The organism is Paenibacillus sp. JNUCC 35 (genome assembly GCF_058269095.1).
This window is the reverse complement of sequence record NZ_CM177771.1, coordinates 2,011,640-2,032,146: the sequence shown is the minus strand read 5'-3', so window position 1 is coordinate 2,032,146 and position 20,507 is coordinate 2,011,640. Positions and strand designations below refer to the sequence as shown.

Sequence of the window (20,507 nt, the reverse complement as noted above, 5' to 3'; positions counted from 1 at the left end):
AAAGATGGCCACGGCCCCGAGTGCAAACGAAACAAATGTAGATACGCAGGAAATAAAATCCATGAACATTCCTCTATCTTGACAGGATGGGGGTCGTCGGTTCGAACCCGACTCAGGTCATACTAGAAAACCCCCTACCCTGTAAGGGTCTTTCGCTGTTTAAACGCACAACAAGCCACACCGCTACACCCTATCCCTGAATTAAAAAAGGTCCCTTCCGGGACCTGTGAACTTTCGGTTTACTCTGTCGGCACCACTCTGCTTTTTAAAAATTGCAGCGTGTGTTCAATAGCCTGCTCCAGCTCCGCGGAAGTACCCGCAAACGGATGGACCGTATTGAACGTATGGTTAGCACCGGGAATTTGGATCCACTGGACTTTCGGCTGGTTCTCAACGAGCTTTTCCGAGCCTGCCCTCAAGTTGGCGTGATCTTCCTCGCCCTGTATGAGCACAACCGGAAACGCCGCCCCCCGCATCCGTTCCAGGATGTTGAAGTCCTCCTTGCGGGCCTCCAGATCGTCCAGGATGACCTTATCGAGCGGCATCTGCTGCTTGGTCCTCGCATTCGCGATATAGGCGCGTCCTTCACTGCGCATCTGCTCTTTGCAGGCTTCGTCGAAAATGTCCACCTGCGTAATTCCGTTCCAGCTGACGACTCCCGCAATCTCTGTGGGATGATCCAGCGCGTAGATCAGACTTACGCCCGCTCCGCGGCTGTGACCGAGCAAAAAGACCGGAAGCTTATTGACCGGGTTGGCGGAGCCCCTATGCTGATGCTCCTCGTTCGAAAGATTGATCCCCCTGCTGTGATGAGGATAAAAAACAACGGGTTTCAAGCGATCCGATTTCAGTAGCTTGTTTTTAAAGTCCCACTCGTCCGTCAGCACAGAGATCAAGGTCGACAAATCGTCCAATTCGCAGCTGTACGTATTCTTCGCAAATTTCTCCAGTTCGCTGAATGACTGCCCGTCTTCTCCCACTCCGTTATGTGTAAAATCAAAAGTAATGACATCCACATCCCGGGCCAGTTTCGCCGCCGCGTAAGGGAACATTCCCCAGTTCTTAAATCCCTTAAAACCGTGCGAGACAATGAGAACGCCCCTTGCTATAGAAGACGCCGGATAAAAATCTCCACGAATGACATTGCTTTGATCCATTACGATCTCAAACGGTATCGCCATGGTAACGCCTCCCCGCTTATTGTTTTAATATACCCTTACCCGTTTTACAGGCATTTCTTAACAGGAAAAAATAACTGCAAAAAACTCCCTTGTCTCATTCTGCGGTGCGCATAAGTGAAAGAAGGGAGTTTTCTGTTTATTACCTCGTTGTTGCCTAGATGCCGAAGACCGGACTCGAACCGGTACGATAGTCACCTACCGCAGGATTTTAAGTCCTGTGCGTCTGCCAATTCCGCCACTCCGGCTTACAATGGGCCCTGAGGGACTCGAACCCCCGACCAATCGGTTATGAGCCGACCGCTCTAACCAACTGAGCTAAGGGCCCGGATATGTTATGTATGGCTAAAAACAGGCAAAAAAAATTTGATTAATTGCGGGGGCAGGATTTGAACCTGCGGCCTTCGGGTTATGAGCCCGACGAGCTACCGGGCTGCTCCACCCCGCGTCAGTAACTAGCAATGTCGTATAGCGACAAAAATAAATATACAATACAAAGTACGGTTAAGTCAACACTTTTTTTTAATAAATCGAGTAACGGACACCGAAACGTCCTTTTTTGGATTTGAAGACTTCAACTTCGGACGGGCATTCGTAGCCGTAAATCCACCAGTCCTCCTCCATCCGCTTGGCAAGGACACCTGCCTGAAACTTACTGTCGTACAGCTTTACCCAATATACCCACTGCATGGTCCTCACTCCGTTGATGATGTTATTGGCCTAGAAATAGCATATCCAAAAAGACATTCGCTTATTTGTAGGCCAACACGGTCAGCGGAATTTTTCATAAAAAAGCATCGAGATGCGCAATTTATACATATTCGTTATCTTCATCGGGTACTCCCCGTTCTAGTTCATCCCTGCTTCTATGGGCGATTCTTCCCGATGCGGCCGAGGCTATGGCGGCTACAAGATCGTCCAGGAAGGTATGCACGGCGCCGCCGGTCTTCGTATCCAGCCGTTTGATCAATCCGGGTTTTTCCTTGTCCAGATAACCGAATGTCGTGATGGCAATGCTGCCGTAGCCGAAAACGGAACCGATCGCAAGCGTTTCGTCGCATCCGAATAAACTCTCATCCGTGTCCAGAATGGTTTGGAGCGGCTCTGTAAGCTTTTTCTGCTCGGCCAGCATATCCAGCTCGGTTCCCACCAGAATCGCGTGCTGAAGCTCTCTTTTGCCCAATACGGCCTGAATGGACTGCATGCACGTATCCATCGATAAACCGGGATGATAGGGCGCCTGCATGGCGTATACGATCTCTGCGATGTCTTCCAGACTCGCCCCCCGGTCTGCCAGCCTTTGCATAACGACCTTTTTAATTTCCCGGCTGTGAACTTGTCGTTTCACGGTCTTCTCCCCTTAAACTTCCACGATATGTTCAGTATATGACTTCACACATTTTCGGGTATGGGCGTACGCGGACAATGAATCGTTTTAAAATGAAATTGTGAGCGGGATACAAACACGGTATAATAAGAACTAGTCGACCATAATTTAGGGAGGGATTCCATATGATGTACGGCATCGCCATTCTTCCATCCGCAGAGATTAAGGAATTTGCCAACAGTTATAGAAAAAGGTTCGATCCTTATTATAGGGTGATTTCGCCCCACATTACGGTTCGTGAAAAAGAAGAATGGACCGAAGAGCAGCTTCAGGCTGCCATCCGTCATTTGGAAGATCTGAGCCGCACCGTGTCTCCATTCCAGCTTACGTTCAACCGGTTCAGTTCTTATTTTCCGGTTAACAACGTTATCTACCTGGCACTGGAACAAGCGGAACCGGTCATCGATCTTCACGACAAGCTTTGTACGGGTCCTCTCGTGGATACGGAAAAAGCTTACAACTATCATCCCCATCTGACCATCGGACAGAAATTGGGAGCCGATGAGCTGCACGACGTACTGGCCAGTGTAAAAAACACGCCGGTGGATTTTTCCTTCAATGCGGACAGTATTCAACTGCTCGGAAAACAGGAAAACGGCGAATGGTCCGTTATCCGCTCATTCCCGCTCCAAGGGTAACGAACGCTTCAATAAAAAAAGGCCTTCCGGTTTAACCGGAAAGGCCTTTTTTAGGTGATGTGCGGCGGAAAGAGCCGCCATGACTCGCGCGGCTCCGTCTGAAGCAGTTGCCGAGCTCTTCAACTACTGTTTAAACGTAGTCAGAAGACGCTTCGCCGTCTCGCCTTTATCATTGACGAAGGATTCATAGACTTTGACGGTAACAGGGAAATCCAATTGCATGGAATCCGCATTAAAATTAATGACATTGGCGCCTTTTTGCAGTTTATTTTCCCCTACGAACGGGCTTTTGACCGAATTGATAAGAGTGCCACCGTTATCATACATATCAAATTGCAGTTGGGAGAACGTACGGTCAAGAAGGACGTCTTTCTCCTGTTCGATATCCAATAAAAGTTTTAAGCGGTAATTGTAGTTCTGCTGTTGATTAAACATCGCCGAAATTTCCCAATTATTCACTTTCACCGTCAAAGGATACAGTTTCAGTTCATTCTTCGATTCCGGTTGCGGCTGAAGTTTGACGCTGTAGGCCGTCAGAAGAGATTTATACGATGCACCGGTGTCTGCAGCACTCGCCGGCGCCTCTTGCGCCTTCGTGTCTTGAGACTTGGCCCCGGATGCTCCGTGAGTTTCATACAAGGCAAGCTTCAGTCCTTCTCCCGTCTCGGAAGCCGGAAGAATGTAAGAGTAAGTTACGACATAGGAGGCGTTCGGAAGCACGCGCAGAGTCGTTGTTCCTTGTCTGTTGCCGTTATACGTGTAGCCGTCGCTGCTGACGAGGTCAGTCGCAAACGCAGGCACGTTAAGCGGACCGCCGGATTTGTTCGTCAGCTTAAATTTGGCGATAGCGGTATTAAAAGCGTCGTCCTCATTTTGCTGCATGTGGAGCTCCACGAGGGAAACATCCATATTCGGGTGAACCAGCTCGTTGAGCGGATCCATCTTCATGGCGTCACCGAAAGCATAAGCTCCATGAACCGGCAGGGCATCGGCCTGCTTGGCCGGCAACATAATATGAACGCGGCCTACGCTGTACATGACTGGCTTCTCCTGCGCGTCAATGTATTTCTCTGCGGTGACCACATTTAAAGATTGCAGTTCTGTGTTCAGTTCCGTAGGTATAACAAAGTGAATGTACTTCTTTTCGCCCGGTTCCAGAGTTAGCGTGGCGTCAGATGGGTTGCTGTCGTAAGTCTGGAGGCCGCTTTTGCCTTCCAGAGCAATGTTCGGAAGGGCTTGGCGCTTGGCCGACGGGTTCGTTACGAGCATCTGAACGACCGAGTTCGTTTTCGTTCCGACCGTATCACGGCTGATACTCGTTGTTTTGAATTCCAATGGCGTCTGCAAAGACGGAATGGTGAAGGCTTCTCCCCATTTCTTCACGGAAGCGGAAGGAATTTCGGACGTTTCCGTTCCGTTCCATACCAGATCGCTCACGGGAACGCTGAGCTGAAGCGTTTCTTTTTTCGGATACACGTAAACATCGATGTCTACCCAGCGAAGCTCGCTCAGTTCTACGCCTTCTCCGCTGTCAACCGTCGCCAGGTAGCTAAGCTCAACCTGGGATTTGGGCTGAATGGAGCGTGGGCTTCCCAGACTTGCCTGCAAGCGGAGTTCCACACCGTCTTTCGTTTTCATGCGCACTTCGTACTCGGGTACGCGTACAACTTTCGAACTGGTGTTTTTCATGCGGACAACGGCACCCAGACGGGTTCCGTCCGTTGTTTTTTCGTTTAAGACACTTTTCATTTCGACTTGCAGATAGTTCGTTAATTTATAAGCGGTCGGCGCTAAAGCCGATGCTTGTGCGGGTGCTGGCTTCCCCGGTTCTGCCGCAAGTGCCGGAACGGCGCTTGCGAGCAGAGCGGCAGACAGAAAGACGGACGATACGGTAGTTTTCCATTGGCTCTTCACGGTATTCTCCTCCATGTGTTCCTTTGTTAGTTAGCTGCGGCTGCTGTCGTGACTTTTTCTTTATCTTTCAGCTGATGCTGACCGGAAATGACGATCTGCTCGTTTTCGCTTACGCCGGAAATCACTTCCTGCATCGTTTCCTTCAAACGGCCGAGCTGGATTTTGCGTTTCTCAACGGTATCCCCGTTCAGAACGAAGACAAATGAGTCGCTGCCTTCTCTCACGATACTAAGCGTCGGGATAGCCGCCACTGTCTGCTCCGCCTCATCGGTCAGCTGAATCTGAACTTTCTGTCCGGGCTTCAGCTTTTGGTCGGCGTTTGAAACTTCCAGCTCCAGCGTGTAAGCTTTCGTCTGTGAATCCAGCACATCGGAAATATATTTAATCGGCGCTTTCGTTAATTCCGTCGTGCCCGGCACATAGAAATTCAGTTCTTTCTTGTCGCGCACCAGATTAACGGCTTCTTCCGTCAAATCGGCCTTGATCAGGATCGGATTCAGCTGCTGGATGACTCCGGCTTTGAATCCCTGCCCGACCGTCATCCCCGCCTCAACCGGGAAGTCCGTGAGCACTCCGCTTACAGGTGCCTTCACCTCCGTATTTCCCAGATCGCGTTCCGCTTTCTTGACAGACAGGCCGGACGTTTCGATCGCTACTTGAGCGGCGGCGAGCGAATCCGTATTGTCCAGCGTTTTGCGCTTCTGCTTCAGAGTGCTCAGATCAAGCTTAAGGCTGTTGAACTTTGTTTCCTCCTGCTCCAGCTGGATCTTCGTTACGGTGCCCTCATCATAATCGTTACGGATTTTATTAAAATTCTTCTCCGCATCCCGGATTCCCTGCTCCGCTTTTACGATGTTGTTATCGAGGTCCGTCTTCGCGTTGGCCAGCTCTTCCTTAGCCTGCTTCAACTGGGCCTGGGCGCTCTTGATGCCGAGCTGTCCCTGTTCCTTCTGCAGCTGCAGATCGGATGGATCAATGCGGAACAGAAGCTCTCCCTTTTTGACCATGTCGCCTCTCTTTTTGTAGACCTGCTGAACGTCGCCGCCTGTTTTCGAAATAACTTCCAATTGAACGGAAGAGATGACATTGGCAACCTGCTCAAGCGGGTCCGATATTTTTTCTTTCGTCACCTTGACGGTTTTTACGGTCTTAATCTGAGATTCCTGGCCCTGTGCAGTGTCCTGCGGACCAGCCAGCGGTTTGTTCGAACAGCCGACGGCCAAGGCCGTAGTGAGGGCGACAATGCCTACCAGTTTCGTGCTCTGCTTTACGATCGTAGCTAAAGGACGTTTCATCAGTTGTACTCTCCTCTTCTCTTTGCTTGACTCAGGATTTTGCCGCAGGGACCGTATCCACCTTATTTTTCTTTGGTTTACGGTGGAACGCGTTCGAACTTCTGCGTTTAAAGGATTCAATCAATTCATAAATGATAGGTACGACAACTAGCGTAAGTACTGTAGAAGTGACAAGCCCGCCGATAACGACGACCGCCAATCCTTTGGAAATAATGGTCCCCTTGGACATACCGAGCGCAAGCGGCATAAGCGCAAACACAGTCGCTCCCGCGGTCATAATGATGGGACGAAGACGAGTCAACCCCGCACTGATAAGGGATTCTCTGACCCCAACTCCCTGATCGCGCAGCTGCTGTACCCGGTCGATCAGAACGATCGCGTTCGTCACGACGATTCCGATCAGCATCAGGAATCCGATGAGAGAAGTAATATTGAGCGATTCTCCCGTGACCAGGAGGCCGAACAATCCGCCGATGACCGCCAGCGGCAGCGAGAACAGAATGGCAAAAGGAGCGCTGGCGTTCCCGAATGCGAGAACCATGACTAGATAGACGATAAAGATGGACGCGCCCATGGCAGCAAACATTTCCGAGAACCCGGAAGCGATATCGTCGGATACCCCTTTGACCTCACGGCTTACGCCGGCAGGAAGCTCCAGCGCATTCAATTCTGCAGCCACCTTGCCGCTGACTCCGCCTTTATCCGCACTTTTGATCTTGGCTGTTACTTTCAGCGTTTGGATCTGATTTTCACGGGTGATGGCTGTAGGAGCCTCAATCTGCGTGATCTTGGCGATTTCATTCAGTTGGACCGTCTGACCCGTCGGTGATTTCAGCAGGAACGTGCCGATTTTATTCACCGAATTTTTATACTGGGGATCAAGCTCCACTTTGGTCTCATAAGTAACGTTATCAAACTTCAAGTCGCCGAGTTTGCTGACTCCGATCCAAGAGTTAACCATCTCAAGCACCTGGGCGGAGCTCAGTCCGTACAAACGCGCTTTGTTCTGGTCGACCGTGACTTCGACTTCCGTCTTGGAATCGCTGAGGCTGTCCTTGACTTCATACAGATCGGGGAATTCTTTCATTTTCTCTTTAACCTGGGCGGCCGCCTGCTTCAGATACAGCATGTCGTCGCCTTTCAGGGAGTAAGAGAAATCCGTGCTGCTTCCGCCGGCGCTCGCGGAAATCAGTGAACCGTCGACCTCGGAGCCTTTGGGAAGTTCATATAAGATTTTCTCTTTGTAAGCTTTGAAGACCTGCTCGGCGTTGCTGTTTTCGTTCGCTTCGGTAAACATCATCGTCCGGTACGGCGTTACATCCTTGCTGAATGCGTAGCCCACCATTGACTCATTGTATGTAAACTGCGGATTGCCCGAAGCGTCTTTCGCTTCCCTCATCATCTGCTCGAGCTGCTTGGACTTTTCATCCATCGTCTCGATCGATGTGTCGTTCGGCATCTTAATCTGGAAAATCATCTGCCGGGCCGACTGATCCTCCGGCATGTACGATACGGCAAGCTGCGGTACGATCAACACCAGCGAGGCTATGAAGAGAATTCCGGAGAACAAGAGTGTCTTGATCCGGTTGTTCAGGGACCACTCCAATGCTCTTTTGTAAACAAGCGCAAATTTGCCGACATGATTCTCGTCGTGGTTGCCGAGTTTTTTGCTTTTCAGCACCAGTAGTTTCGCCAGCATCGGAATGACGGTTAGCGCCACGAGAAGCGAAGATAGAAGCGCAACGACCAGCGTAAGGGCGAATGGACGGAACACTTCGCCGATAACTCCGCTAACGAATGCAATCGGACCGAATACGCCGACGGTTGTAATCGTCGAAGAGGTAATTGCCGCGGCTACTTGAGCGGTCGCCAGCTTAATGACAGATTCTCCGCGTTCCTGGGCTTTCTGTAGCTGGCTGTAAATATTTTCGATGACAACGATACTATCATCCACGACGCGTCCGACCGCAATAGCCATACCGCCGAGTGTCATGATATTGAGTGAAATATTAAGCGGCACCATCATCAATAGCGTAATTAGAATGGATAATGGAATCGAGACCAAAACGATGAGGGTCATCCGAATATTTCTGAGGAAGAGCAAAATCATAACCGAAGCAAGCAGGGCGCCCATGCCGCCTTCCTGCACCATGCCGTGGATCGACTTTTTGATTTCCACCGCCGAATTATAAACGGATTTAAATTTCACGCCCGGCAGGGTTTTTTCCCAGTTTGCCATCAAAGCGTCGGCTTCGTCCGCGAAGTTTACCGCGTTTGCCGACTTCGTTTTGTACAGCTGCACGCCGATGGCCGGTTTGCCGTCCAGACGGGTGATAAACTGGGATTCGCTGATGGCTTCGATTTTGCCGAGATCCTTAAGCTGGAGCACGCTGCCTTTCGGTGTTGTCAGCGTCAGGTTGTCAAGGCTGTAAATCGTGTCGATCTGGCCCGTCACCCGCACCATCTGGGTCGTACCGTTGAATTCAACGGTTCCTGCAGGACTCGCGGACAAGGCGGCCCGGATGCTGTTCGAGACATCCGTCGGCGTCAATCCATAGCTGTTGATCGTGTTTTCATTGAGCTTAATGGAAAGAGTCGCTTCCTGGTTGCCGACGGAGTCGACATGGTCAATGCCTTTGATCGTGTTAAAGCCCGGCAGAATCGTGTCTTTGTAAATTTTATCAAGCTCCGCCTGGTTCATCCCGTCGTTGCCGTATACCCCCAAGTAATAAACCGGCTGGGATGAGAATCCTTCCGTCAGCACCTTAGGCTTCTCAGCCTGCTGCGGCAGCTTGACGTTCGAAACCAGCGCCTCAAGATCCTGCTTGGCATTCTTAGGCTTGATGTCCTGATCGAGTTCGATCGTAATTTGTGAATAATTATCGCTCGACGTAGACGATAAATTTTTGATGCCGTCAAAACCGGCGACCGCTTTCTCCAGCGGCTTTGTAACCTGGTCAAGCACATCTTTAGGCGGTGCCGTGTACTGGGTGGAAATGACCACCATCGGAAACGAAATATCCGGCATGCTTTCCACCTTCAGTTTAGTCGTGGCGAAAATGCCGCCTGCAAATACCAGCAGCATAATAATAAAAAGCGCCGCCACGTTTTTCATTGAAAAACTAGTCATTTTGTTCATCCACTCTACTCCTCCGCACCGATTGAACAATCTCTCTTGAAATTGGCAGCTGTACCCATTCTTTCCCCATCATAAACGGTAAAGGTTAAAAAAATATAAACTGGCTTTATTTTTTTTCAATGACTTATTTCTCTGCACTTTTTCCCTTCACGCTGCCTCCTACCGTTTTGACGACAAAAAAGAGGTGTCCACTTCAACAATTACGGATAAATGTGAAAAAAGTTCCATCCGGAGATGGAACTTTTGCTGTAAAACCCTCTATTATCGATATAATTTAGTCCGAATAAGTAAACCAATCGATACTTTGCTTGGCCAGCAGCTTGCGCTGTCCCTGGAATTCATGATACACGCTGAGATGGTACTTATCGAGAAAACGCTGCTTAAAGATCAGGTCCGCATCCTGGAGCTGAATGGTGAAATTCTCCTTCTTGCCGATCCTCAGCTCATTGTCGGTCACCTGCTCGGCCGATTTGCCGTCGCGCGGCTCCCAATTTTTCAGCTCATACGCTTTCTCGAACGATTTGTTGCCTTTATAGTCTTCAAATACGAGAACCAGCTTATGCCCTTCCGGCGCCGTTTCGGTCAGAAGCTGCTTGCGGATATCATAATCGAATTTCAGCGTCAGCACATCGTTGTTGATGGACGTATTGATCCGGCTCATGGAAACCGTGTACGGGAACAGCGTGATGTCTTTCAGCTTGTCTTTGACATCCTTTTTCTCTTTGGGCAGCGCGAACGTTACGGGCCTTACGTAAGCATCGGTTTTTACGGTCTGCTGACCCTCTCCCTGCTTGCCTTCCCCGGTTTCCAGCGTTACGGAATCACCGATAAGCAGCCGGACATTCTCCATATCCGTGCCTTTCGGCAGTGCGGCCCACACGTTCAGTCTCGCTTTGCCCCCTGGCGCTACCGTTTTCTTGATATCCGATACGGAAGCCGGGAATACGGTGCCGTCCTTCATCTGAAAATGAGCGACTAGACCGGTGACGGGCGCAAACCGTTTCTCCGCATTTTCAATCTCCAGTTCGGCCGAAACGATGCTCCCGCTCAAGCCCTCATAGGAATTGATTTCGGCAACCGTATACTGCGCTTTGCGGCCGATTTCTTCGCGGGCGTACTTCGCGCCTAATCCCACAAAAGGCAGCTGCTGCAGATCGGGTTTCGCGGTAAGCTCCAGCAGATCGTTCACCTGCGTGTCGCTTTCTTTTTCCTGGATGACCAGCTTGACTTCCTTAAACGCATACGTATACGGGATTTTACCGAGCGCCTCGACAGAAAGAGAGGAGCCCGGATCGATGCCGATCACTTTGCCCGTACGGACCAGCTTAGCCTCCACTTTCACGGCATTATCCAGCAGGAAGTAAGCCGTCATATCCGGAATCGGAAGCGACTGTTCCCCTTTGTTCGACAACGTGACGTTGGCGGTCAAAATATCCTGATCCTCCCACGGAAGACGGTAAATGCCTCCCAGCTTGGCCGTGTAGAGTCCCGACTTGTTCATAAACTGCGTTTCCTTGCCGGCCTCGCCGCCCGCAGGTTTACTGACGGCCGGAAGCTGGTAAGCCGCCAGCAGCGTGTTGAACTTCAGTTCCGGATGGATCCGGGTGATGACAAGCTCCCAGCCCTTCTCTCCGGCTTTAAGCGGAATAGCCCCCGAAAGCTGAACGGTTTTCGTCTCCTTCGGGCTGATTTTCAAATCCTTGGCGTTCTTCGCATCCAGCGGATACAAAAGTCCTTCGGGCGTTCGAACCGAAAACGCGACTTCCGGCAGGGTAACCGCCGCCGCCCCGATATTTTCAAGCTGCAGGCTTATCGCGGGCAAGTAATATTTCTCGTTCTTTCCGTTTGTAAACTTCTCCGTGGAGGCGCGCAGTTCGCTGCTTCCCACTTGGAAGTCGGCATTTTGTCCCGTCGGCGTCACACCCGTGTAAGAAGCCGGCACGGATACTTGTCCGAGAATGCGCTCGGAGTTTGGCTGGCTGAAATCCCATTTGATAAACTGCACCTGAAGATCCTGAAGCTTCTCGCCGCTGCCGACTTTGGCGTAGTAAGATACCTGGCCCGAAGAGTTGGCTCCGATCTTCTTCACTTCTTTGTCCAGGGGCATCAATCGAACCGTATATGTATGGCCTGTTTTGCTTTTGAGCCGGACCCAATAGTCCACGAGCGATAAATCGGCAGCGCTTTTATTATGGACGCCGACCGTGAACGTGACGATATTGCCGTCCTGATCCGGCAGCAGCTGGATATTTTGAAGCTCGAACGAACCGGAAGCCCCTGCCGCCACCGAACCCAGTGCCGGTTGTCCGGAAGCTGCCGCAGCGGGGGTCGCCGCAAGCACTCCTCCTGTGCTTAAAGTTAAAATCAGCGCCAGTGCGGTCGCACGTGCTGCCATTTTGTTGCGCATAGTTTCCACCTCAACCCATGATTTAAATACAGCCGAAAAGTCTGTTGCCAAAACGCGGATGAAAAGATTTCCATCCTGCTTCCACTTAGTAAGACGATTGAATCTCCAGGAAGTTTCTTTTTAGGCCAAAAAATTATTTTTCCTGCCTCAGTTCCGGCGGTTCCTTTCGTTATTGAAAGAGTTTGCAGGATTTTAAGCGAAAATGGGGAAGTTATGAGGATAAGCTTTTTTAACCCATTGTCAAAAAAGGAGTCCTGTCACCATGCAAGCCAAAACCGAATCTTATGCGTCCCGGCATAGAGAACGCCATCTTGAAGAACTGAAAGAGCTGCTCCGAATTCCGAGCATCAGCACATTGTCCGAGCACAAGAAAGACGTTCACCGCTGCGCGGAATGGCTGTCCGGCGCCTTGACCCATGCCGGTCTGGAAAATGTGGAGATCATGCCGACGGCAGGACTTCCCATTGTGTACGGGGACTGGCTTCATGCGCCCGGCAAACCGACCATCCTCGTCTACGGCCATTATGACGTCCAGCCTGCCGATCCCTTGAACGAATGGCATTCGGAACCGTTCGAACCCGTCATCCGGGACGGCAAAATTTACGCGCGTGGAGCGACGGACGATAAAGCTCAGCTCTGGATTCACGTCAAAGCGGCGGAAACGTTCCTTCAAGCGGTCGGAAGCCTTCCGTTGAACATCAAATTTATTCTCGAAGGCGAGGAAGAAATTACGAGCCCTTCCCTCGCCCCGTTCGTAAAAGAGCATGCGGAGAAGCTAAAAGCGGACGCTATCGTTATCTCCGATACGCCCATGCTGGAGAAAGGCAAACCCGCTCTGCTTTACGGGCTTCGCGGAGTCGCCGGAGTCGAGATCGAAATGCTCGCGGCCAGAAACGATCTCCACTCCGGCTTGTACGGCGGCGGCGTGCCGAATGCCGTTCATGCGCTCGCAGGCCTACTGGATTCCTTTCACGACCAAGAAGGCCGCGTCTCGATAGAGGGCTTTTACGACCGTGTCATCCATCTGACGGAACAGGAACGCGGCGAACTGGCCCGCGTCTCGCAGGATGAAACGAAGATCCGGGAGGACCTCGGTCTCTCCGAGCTCTTCGGCGAGAAAGGGTATACGTTCACCGAACGTACGACGGCGCGGCCGACTTTGGAGGTAACGGGAATAAGCGGCGGTTTTGCCGGTGAAGGTATTAAACCGATCGTTCCGGCGCGCGCGTCCGCCAAAATTGCCTGCCGTCTCGTTGCGGATCAGCGCCCGGATGAAATTTTCGAGCTGATCGAGCGTCATGTAGCGGCCCACACACCGGCCGGTTTGAAGGCTTCGGTCAAAAGAGTGCTGCAGGGCAACCCTTTCCTGACGCCTGCCGACCATCCGGTTATGGTGGCTGCCTCGGCGGCGCTGGAAGAAGCCTACGGAGAGAAAACGGCGCTCACCCGTGGCGGCGGCTCTATCCCGATCGTGGACGTTTTCGAACGCCTGCTTCAGGCTCCGGTCGTCATGATGGGCTTCGGGCTTCCGGACGAAAATCTCCATGCTCCCAACGAGCATTTCGATTTGGACAACTTCGACAAGGGCTTGCAGGCCGTTTGCGGCTTCTGGGAAAAGTTAGCCAATCGATAAAAAATGCGGCCTAACTCCGTTAACCATGATAAAATTAAATCATCGCACTCGAAAACGGAGGAACAGGTATGCAGCAGGATACTTACAAGCTCAGAGACGCTGTACCGGCGGATCTCCCCGCCATCGTACACATTTACAATTCAACCATTCCGGGAAGAATGGTTACGGCCGACCTTGAACCGGTGACCGTCCAGAGCCGGGAAAACTGGTTTGCCGAGCACAATCCGGAAACCCGCCCGATTTGGGTGCTTGAAAAAGACGGCAAGATCTGGGGCTGGCTGAGCTTCCAGTCTTTCTACGGCCGTCCTGCCTATAACGGCACCGCCGAGGTAAGCATTTACCTTGATGGGGAGTGCCGCGGCCGCGGTCTGGGACGTTATCTCCTGGAGAAAGCCATCGCCGCCTGTCCGGAGCTCGGCATTAAAACCGTACTCGGCTTTATTTTCGGTCACAATGCCCACAGCCTTGCTCTCTTCGACCGTTACGGCTTTGCCAAATGGGCCGAGCTTCCGCGGATTGCTGAGCTGGACGGAATCGAACGGGATCTGATCATTATGGGCAAACGCATAGGCTAAGACCGGCAGTAGAAACCAGAGCGGGTACCCGCGCGGCGCGGTATCGTATGACGCAGGTAAACCGCTCCACCGGATGGGCCTTACCGGTGGAGCAGGCCGCAGCCGTGCACAAGGATCCGGCCCATAACAAATAGACCTCCAACGCCGTAATACGGCGGATGGAGGTCTATTTGTTTGGATCAGGTTTCACACCGCGAACAGCTCGCCATGCGCCGTATCGTCGCATGACGGTGGTCACCGCGGACAGTTCCTTTTGCTTCAGGAAGCGCCTATCCCAGATCCCCGTCAGCGCCGCGGCGTATGCTGGCCTTCTTCCGGCTTTATGCCGGCAGATGCTCACGGGACCTCGGTTTATCCCTATCCGCTGTCCCGACTTGCCCGCTGCCTGCCTTACCGCTTCACACGCCGTAGGAAGCCGGGTCTTCGCGCCAGGAGCGGAGCAGCTCCAGATCTTCCTGAGCGATGGCCCCTTGTTCCACGGCTACTTCAAGCAGCTTGGAATAGTTCGTCAGCGTATCCAGCGGAATACCGGCTTCGGCAAACGCCTGAATGCCTTTGACCAGCTGATAGGAGAAAATAGCCAGTACGCCCAGCGCCTGACCCCCGGCTTCATTGACGGCCAGAGCCGCTTTGAGGGAGCTTCCGCCTGTCGAAATCAGGTCTTCGATCACGATGACCTTCTGCCCTGCTGCCAGAGCGCCTTCGATCTGGTTTTGCTTGCCGTGGCCCTTGGCCTTGTCCCTTACGTAAATCATCGGAAGCCCGAGTTTCTGGGCTACCCATGCCGCGTGCGGTATACCTGCCGTCGCCGTGCCTGCGACTACTTCGGCCTGCGGGTATTCCGAGCGGATTTTGGCCGCAAACGCTTCTGCGATAGCATCGCGGATTTCGGGGTGCGACATTGTCAGACGGTTATCGCAGTAGATCGGCGATTTGATTCCGGATGTCCAGGTAAAAGGCTCGTGCGGACGCAAAGCTACCGCTCCGATCTTAAGCAGGGAAGCCGCTATTTCACGTTCTGTCGATTGTGCTGTGTTCATATCCAATCACTCCGTTCCTCTTGTATAAAAGTTTTGCGTTTATATAATGAGAGGCTTATCTTAGCTCTCCAGCGAATCCAAAATCTGTTCCAGCGCCTGGCGCGGGTCCGGTGCGGCCGTTATCGGACGGCCGATTACCACATAATCGGTTCCGGCCGCGAAAGCTTCGGCAGGCGTCATGACCCGGCTCTGGTCGCCCAATGCAGCCCCCGCGGGCCGGATTCCCGGAGTCACCGTGATAAAATCGGCGCCGCACGCTTCCTTAACGGCGGTCACTTCCAGCGGTGACGCGACGACGCCCTGCAGCCCCGCCTGGCGAGCCAGACGCGCGTAACGGACGACTGCATCCTCCACCCGGCCGGCAATGCCGATTTCTTCGTTCAGCATCGCTTGACTGGTGCTGGTCAGCTGTGTAACCGCAATGATCTGCGGACGCTTCGCTGCGCCTCCGCCAAGGGCCTTGTCCACACCCTCCAGGGCGCCTTCCATCATCTTGATGCCTCCGGCAGCATGGACGTTGAACATATCCACTCCAAGGCGCGTCACGCTTTCGGAGCCGCCTTTAACCGTGTTCGGGATATCATGCATTTTCACATCCAGAAATACGTTGTAGCCCTCGTCCTTCAAACGCGCTACGAAACGGGGCCCGGCTGCGTAAAACAGCTGCATCCCCACTTTTATGTAACACGGAATTCCCCGAAGTTCCTGAATGAGCGTCTCCGCTTCGGCTGCTGACGCAAAATCGAGCGCTACCATGATCCGTCCGGCAGATTGTGCTCTTGCGGTTTCCATCCGGCATTCCCCTCTCAAATGGCTTGTTTCATTCCTGCGTTCATAAGGAGGGGATGTTACGCTCCCGGCCTTTGCAGGCCGGTTATGCGCACATCCCCTGATTTGGTTTGAACCCGTCCGCTTACGCGTATACCGGCATAGAGCGGGACGAGAAGTTGATCGCTTCGAGCATATGAAGCAGAGCACGGACCGTGTCGAGCGAGGTCATGCAGACGACGCCGTTTTCCACCGCTTCGCGGCGGATGCGGAATCCGTCGCGCTGAGGCGTTTTGCCCTTCGTCAACGTGTTGACGACAAAGTGCGCTTCCCCGCTGCGGATCAGATCCAGAATATTCGGCGAGCCTTCGCTCAGCTTGTTCACAGTTGTGACCGGAACGCCCGCGGCTTCGAGCACCTGAGCCGTACCGCCGGTCGCGATGATTTTGTAACCGAGCCGCTGGAATCCGCCGAAAATTTCCACGGCTTCTTCCTTGTCTTTGTCCGCGACGGTAGCGATGATGGCTCCCGCGGCCGGAATTTTCATTCCTGCGCCGATAAGACCCTTGTAAAGAGCTTTCGCAAAGTTGACGTCGCGTCCCATAACCTCGCCCGTCGATTTCATCTCCGGTCCGAGCGTCGTATCTACGCGGCGCAGTTTGGCGAAGGAGAACACCGGTACTTTGACCGACACGAAGCTATCTTCCGGCCAAAGGCCGTTTTGGTAGCCCATTTCGGTAAGCTTCTGCCCCATGATCACCCGAGTAGCCACATTGGCCATCGGAATGTTCGTCACTTTGCTCAGGAACGGAACCGTACGCGAGGAGCGCGGATTCACTTCGATCACGTACACCTGCTCGTTATGGATAACGAACTGGATGTTGACCAGACCGACTACTTGAAGTTCAAGTCCGATTTTTGTCGTGATATCGATAATCTGATTTTTGATCGCGTCCGAAAGGGACTGCGGCGGATAGACCGCGATAGAGTCACCGGAGTGAACCCCTGCACGCTCTACATGTTCCATAATACCCGGAATGAGTACCGTTTCTTTATCACAGATCGCGTCGACTTCCACTTCTTTGCCGAGCATATAGCGGTCGATCAGGACTGGATGTTCCGGGTTAATTTTCACCGCGTACTCCATGTAGCTGAGAAGTTCTTCATCGGAGTAGACGATTTCCATAGCGCGCCCGCCGAGCACATAGGAAGGACGGACAAGCACCGGGTAACCGAACTGCGCAGCCGTTCCGACTGCTTGGTCCACGGAAGTAACCGTGCCGCCCGGCGGTTGTGCGATATCAAGCTTGCGGAGCAGAGCTTCGAACTTTTTGCGGTCTTCGGCTTTATCGATGCTTTCCAGGTCGCTGCCCAGAATGCGTACGCCCGCTTTGGAAAGCGGAGCAGCCAGATTGATCGCCGTCTGACCCCCGAATTGGACGATGACGCCGATCGGCTTCTCGCGTTCGATAACGTTCATGACGTCTTCGAAGAAGAGCGGCTCGAAGTACAGACGATCCGACGTGTTAAAGTCGGTGGAAACCGTCTCCGGGTTATTATTGATAATGACCGCTTCGTATCCGGCAGCCTGGATGGCCCATACCGCATGGACGGTGGAGTAATCGAATTCGATTCCCTGACCGATCCGGATAGGTCCGGAGCCAAGAACGACCACCTTTTGCTTCTCGGTTTCCAGCACTTCGTCCTCCATCTCATAGGTGGAGTAGTAGTACGGTGTAGTCGCTTCGAACTCCGCGGCGCAGGTGTCTACCATTTTATAGACCGGTTTGATGTTCTGGTTCAGACGGTACTCGCGGATTTCCGCTTCTTTGACGAATGTGCTGCGGCCGGCGAGACTGCGGATTTCGGCGATGGCACGATCCGTGAAGCCCATCCGTTTGGCGTCGTAAAGCACTTCGTTATCAAACTCTTCCGAAGCGATTTCTTCTTCATACCGGATCATGCCGTCCAGCTTGTGCAGGAACCACCAGTCGATTTGGGTCAAGTCTTGAAGCTGTTCGATGGTGTAGCCGCGGCGGAAAGCTTCGGCAAGCAAGAAGAGACGCTCGTCGTCCGGCTTCTGCAGGCGCAGCTCAAGAGTTTCTTGATCCAGCAGATCGGTTTCCTTCAGGAACAGGCGGTGTACGCCGATTTCCAGGGAGCGGATCGCTTTGTGGATCGATTCTTCGAATGTACGGCCGATCGCCATCACTTCGCCCGTCGCTTTCATCTGCGTCCCCAACTTACGGTTGGCGTTGATGAATTTATCGAACGGCCAGCGCGGAATTTTGGAAACGATGTAATCGAGCGTCGGCTCGAAGCAGGCATATGTTTGGCCGGTAACCGGGTTAACGAGCTCATCCAGTGTGTAGCCGATTGCGATTTTAGCCGCCATTTTGGCGATCGGATAACCTGTCGCTTTGGAAGCGAGCGCCGAAGAGCGGCTTACGCGCGGATTTACTTCGATGACGTAATATTGGAAGCTGAACGGATCCAGGGCGAACTGAACGTTACATCCGCCTTCGATGTTCAGCGCGCGGATGATTTTCAGCGATGCCGAGCGGAGCATCTGGTACTCGCGGTCCGAAAGCGTCTGGCTCGGAGCTACGACGATGCTGTCGCCTGTATGAACGCCGACCGGGTCGAAGTTTTCCATGTTGCAGACGACGATGCAGTTATCGTTGGCGTCGCGCATGACTTCGTACTCGACTTCTTTCATGCCCGCGATGCTTTTCTCGACGAGACACTGGGAAATCGGGCTGTAGCGGATACCCGATGCCACGGTTTCCACGAGTTCTTCCTCGCTGTGGCAGATCCCGCCGCCCGTACCGCCTAGCGTGTAAGCCGGACGTACGATAATCGGGTAGCCGATTTCGTTAGCGAAGTCCACGGCTTCCGGCACGGTCGTTACGATGGTGCTGTCCGGTACCGGCTGTTCCAGCTCGCGCATCAAATCGCGGAACAAGTCACGATCCTCGGCCTTCTCGATAGCCGTTAGCTGTGTGCCGAGCAGTTTCACGTTCTCCTGTTCCAGGACGCCTGCACGTGCAAGCTCAACCGCCATGTTCAGACCCGTTTGTCCCCCGAGTGTCGGAAGAAGTCCGTCCGGGCGCTCCTGGCGGATGATCTGGGTAACGAAATCAAGCGTGATCGGCTCGATGTATACTTTGTCGGCCATGTTTGTATCGGTCATGATTGTTGCCGGGTTGCTGTTGATCAGGACAACTTCAAAGCCTTCTTCTTTAAGAGCCTGGCACGCTTGTGTGCCGGCATAGTCAAACTCCGCAGCCTGGCCGATGACAATCGGTCCGGATCCAATCACCAGAATTTTTTTGAGCTTCTCATTTTTGGGCATAGTGAAGTTCTCCTTTCGACGTGTTGTCAGACTGCTCGGCTTTCCAGGCGGCAAGCATTTGCGCTTGACGCGGAGCCTGCGGGTTGTCGGTTTGATGCGAGCGGATCATGGTCAGGAAATCGTCGAACAGGTAGCTCGAATCGAAAGGTCCCGGAGCCGCTTCAGGGTGATATTGGACCGAAAATGCCGGATACTGGTTATGTTTAAGTCCTTCGATCGTACGGTCGTTGTTGTTGATGTGAGTAACGATCAAGTCCGTACCGGCGATGGATTCTTCTTTAACGGTATAGCCGTGGTTCTGGGAAGTGATGTAGCAGCGTCCGGAAATGAGATCTTTCACCGGATGGTTGCCGCCGCGATGGCCGAACTTCAGCTTCTCGGTGTCCGCGCCGCAGGCCAGGGCAAACAGCTGATGACCCAGACAGATTCCGAAGACAGGCACTTGACCCAGAAGCTGACGGACGGTTTCAACCGCATGAGGAACGTCTTTAGGGTCCCCAGGGCCGTTGGAAAGCAGAACACCATCCGGCGCAAGGCGCATAATTTGCTCCGCTGTCGAGTCCTGAGGCACGACAACCACGTCGCAGTCGCGCTTCGTCAGGTCGCGGACAATTCCGCTCTTCGCTCCGAAGTCCACAAGGACTACACGCTCGCGGTTGCCCGGCGCGCTGAATACATGCGGCGTCGATACCGTCGATACTTGAGTGGTCATAAGCGGAGTCGTCTGCAGCATTTCCTTCAATTCTTCAACCGAGCGGTCAGAAGTGGTCAGCAGACCTTTCATAACGCCGTGATGACGGATTTTACGGGTCAACATGCGCGTGTCGATATCGCTGATACCGATGATGCCGTATTCTTTGAGCAGATTGCCCAAGGTGTACTGGGCGCGCCAGTTGCTCGGCGCCTCTTCGTGCCGGCGTACGACGAACCCGTGGACAAACGGTCTCACGGACTCGAAGTCATCCCGCGAAATGCCGTAATTCCCGATCAGCGGATAAGTCATCGTCACGATTTGTCCGCAGTAGGACGGGTCGGACAGTACCTCCTGGTACCCCGTAATTCCCGTATTGAATACAACCTCGCCGACCGAATCCCCTTCGGCCCCGAACGATTTACCCGTAAAAAGCGTTCCATCTTCCAGCAGCAGTCTTGCCTTTGCCTTCATGCCCCTCAGCTCC

General features: G+C 53.0%; 14 protein-coding genes and 3 tRNA genes. 3 read left to right on the top strand and 14 right to left on the bottom strand.

Annotated features, from left to right (window positions below; all coding sequences use genetic code 11):
• Nucleotides 1-239: 239 nt before the first annotated feature.
• The 6 genes from AC2TF6_RS09280 to AC2TF6_RS09255 form a co-directional block, all read right to left on the bottom strand.
• A complete protein-coding gene (locus tag AC2TF6_RS09280; protein WP_491310787.1) occupies nt 240-1,181 on the bottom strand; it encodes an alpha/beta fold hydrolase in 942 nt (313 codons plus the stop codon).
• A 159-nt stretch (nt 1,182-1,340) separates the two neighbouring features.
• A tRNA-Leu gene (locus tag AC2TF6_RS09275) sits at nt 1,341-1,426 on the bottom strand.
• 6 nt (nt 1,427-1,432) lie between these two features.
• Nucleotides 1,433-1,506 (bottom strand) — tRNA-Ile (locus AC2TF6_RS09270).
• A 46-nt stretch (nt 1,507-1,552) separates the two neighbouring features.
• Nucleotides 1,553-1,626 (bottom strand) — tRNA-Met (locus tag AC2TF6_RS09265).
• A gap of 74 nt (nt 1,627-1,700) precedes the next feature.
• Entirely contained in the window at nt 1,701-1,868 is a 168-nt protein-coding gene (locus tag AC2TF6_RS09260; protein WP_317954947.1) for a hypothetical protein, read from the bottom strand.
• 121 nt (nt 1,869-1,989) lie between these two features.
• Nucleotides 1,990-2,526 carry a phosphatidylglycerophosphatase A family protein gene (locus tag AC2TF6_RS09255; protein ID WP_491310786.1) on the bottom strand — a complete coding sequence of 179 codons (537 nt, stop codon included), beginning with the start codon at nt 2,524-2,526 and terminating at the stop codon, nt 1,990-1,992.
• Nucleotides 2,527-2,690: 164 nt separating this feature from the next.
• Between AC2TF6_RS09255 and AC2TF6_RS09250 the strand changes: the two genes are divergently transcribed.
• The gene (locus AC2TF6_RS09250) at nt 2,691-3,203 is read left to right on the top strand and encodes a 2'-5' RNA ligase family protein (protein ID WP_491310785.1); all 513 of its coding nucleotides are present in this window, start codon (nt 2,691-2,693) and stop codon (nt 3,201-3,203) included.
• 123 nt (nt 3,204-3,326) lie between these two features.
• Here AC2TF6_RS09250 and AC2TF6_RS09245 read toward each other — a convergent pair whose 3' ends face one another.
• The 4 genes from AC2TF6_RS09245 to AC2TF6_RS09230 all read right to left on the bottom strand — a co-directional run bounded on the left by AC2TF6_RS09245 (nt 3,327) and on the right by AC2TF6_RS09230 (nt 11,958).
• Entirely contained in the window at nt 3,327-5,117 is a 1,791-nt protein-coding gene (locus AC2TF6_RS09245; RefSeq protein ID WP_491310784.1) for a hypothetical protein, read from the bottom strand.
• A 26-nt stretch (nt 5,118-5,143) separates the two neighbouring features.
• The gene (locus AC2TF6_RS09240) at nt 5,144-6,412 is read right to left on the bottom strand and encodes an efflux RND transporter periplasmic adaptor subunit (protein WP_491310783.1); all 1,269 of its coding nucleotides are present in this window, start codon (nt 6,410-6,412) and stop codon (nt 5,144-5,146) included.
• A gap of 31 nt (nt 6,413-6,443) precedes the next feature.
• On the bottom strand, nt 6,444-9,551 hold the full coding sequence (locus AC2TF6_RS09235) for an efflux RND transporter permease subunit (protein WP_491310782.1): 3,108 nt from the start codon (nt 9,549-9,551) through the stop codon (nt 6,444-6,446).
• Between the two features lie 274 nt (nt 9,552-9,825).
• Nucleotides 9,826-11,958 (bottom strand): hypothetical protein, encoded by a 2,133-nt coding sequence (locus AC2TF6_RS09230; RefSeq protein ID WP_491310781.1) that lies wholly within the window; start codon nt 11,956-11,958, stop codon nt 9,826-9,828.
• Nucleotides 11,959-12,220: 262 nt separating this feature from the next.
• On the opposite strand from AC2TF6_RS09230, the gene AC2TF6_RS09225 reads away from it, so the two are divergent.
• Complete coding sequence (locus tag AC2TF6_RS09225; RefSeq protein ID WP_491310780.1) at nt 12,221-13,591, top strand: dipeptidase; 1,371 nt, start codon at nt 12,221-12,223, stop codon at nt 13,589-13,591.
• Nucleotides 13,592-13,659: 68 nt separating this feature from the next.
• Nucleotides 13,660-14,166, top strand: coding sequence for a GNAT family N-acetyltransferase (locus tag AC2TF6_RS09220; RefSeq protein WP_491310779.1), 507 nt, complete (start codon nt 13,660-13,662; stop codon nt 14,164-14,166).
• A gap of 398 nt (nt 14,167-14,564) precedes the next feature.
• Here AC2TF6_RS09220 and pyrE read toward each other — a convergent pair whose 3' ends face one another.
• The 4 genes from pyrE to carA all read right to left on the bottom strand — a co-directional run bounded on the left by pyrE (nt 14,565) and on the right by carA (nt 20,494).
• The gene (pyrE, locus tag AC2TF6_RS09215; protein WP_491310778.1) at nt 14,565-15,206 is read right to left on the bottom strand and encodes an orotate phosphoribosyltransferase; all 642 of its coding nucleotides are present in this window, start codon (nt 15,204-15,206) and stop codon (nt 14,565-14,567) included.
• 60 nt (nt 15,207-15,266) lie between these two features.
• Nucleotides 15,267-15,998 carry an orotidine-5'-phosphate decarboxylase gene (gene pyrF, locus AC2TF6_RS09210; RefSeq protein ID WP_491310777.1) on the bottom strand — a complete coding sequence of 244 codons (732 nt, stop codon included), beginning with the start codon at nt 15,996-15,998 and terminating at the stop codon, nt 15,267-15,269.
• 121 nt (nt 15,999-16,119) lie between these two features.
• On the bottom strand, nt 16,120-19,329 hold the full coding sequence (gene carB / locus AC2TF6_RS09205; RefSeq protein WP_491310776.1) for a carbamoyl-phosphate synthase large subunit: 3,210 nt from the start codon (nt 19,327-19,329) through the stop codon (nt 16,120-16,122).
• Nucleotides 19,316-20,494: a glutamine-hydrolyzing carbamoyl-phosphate synthase small subunit gene (carA, locus tag AC2TF6_RS09200; RefSeq protein WP_491310775.1), complete on the bottom strand. Its 1,179-nt coding sequence runs from the start codon at nt 20,492-20,494 to the stop codon at nt 19,316-19,318. The genes carB and carA overlap by 14 nt, the downstream gene beginning before the upstream one ends.
• Nucleotides 20,495-20,507: the final 13 nt, after the last annotated feature.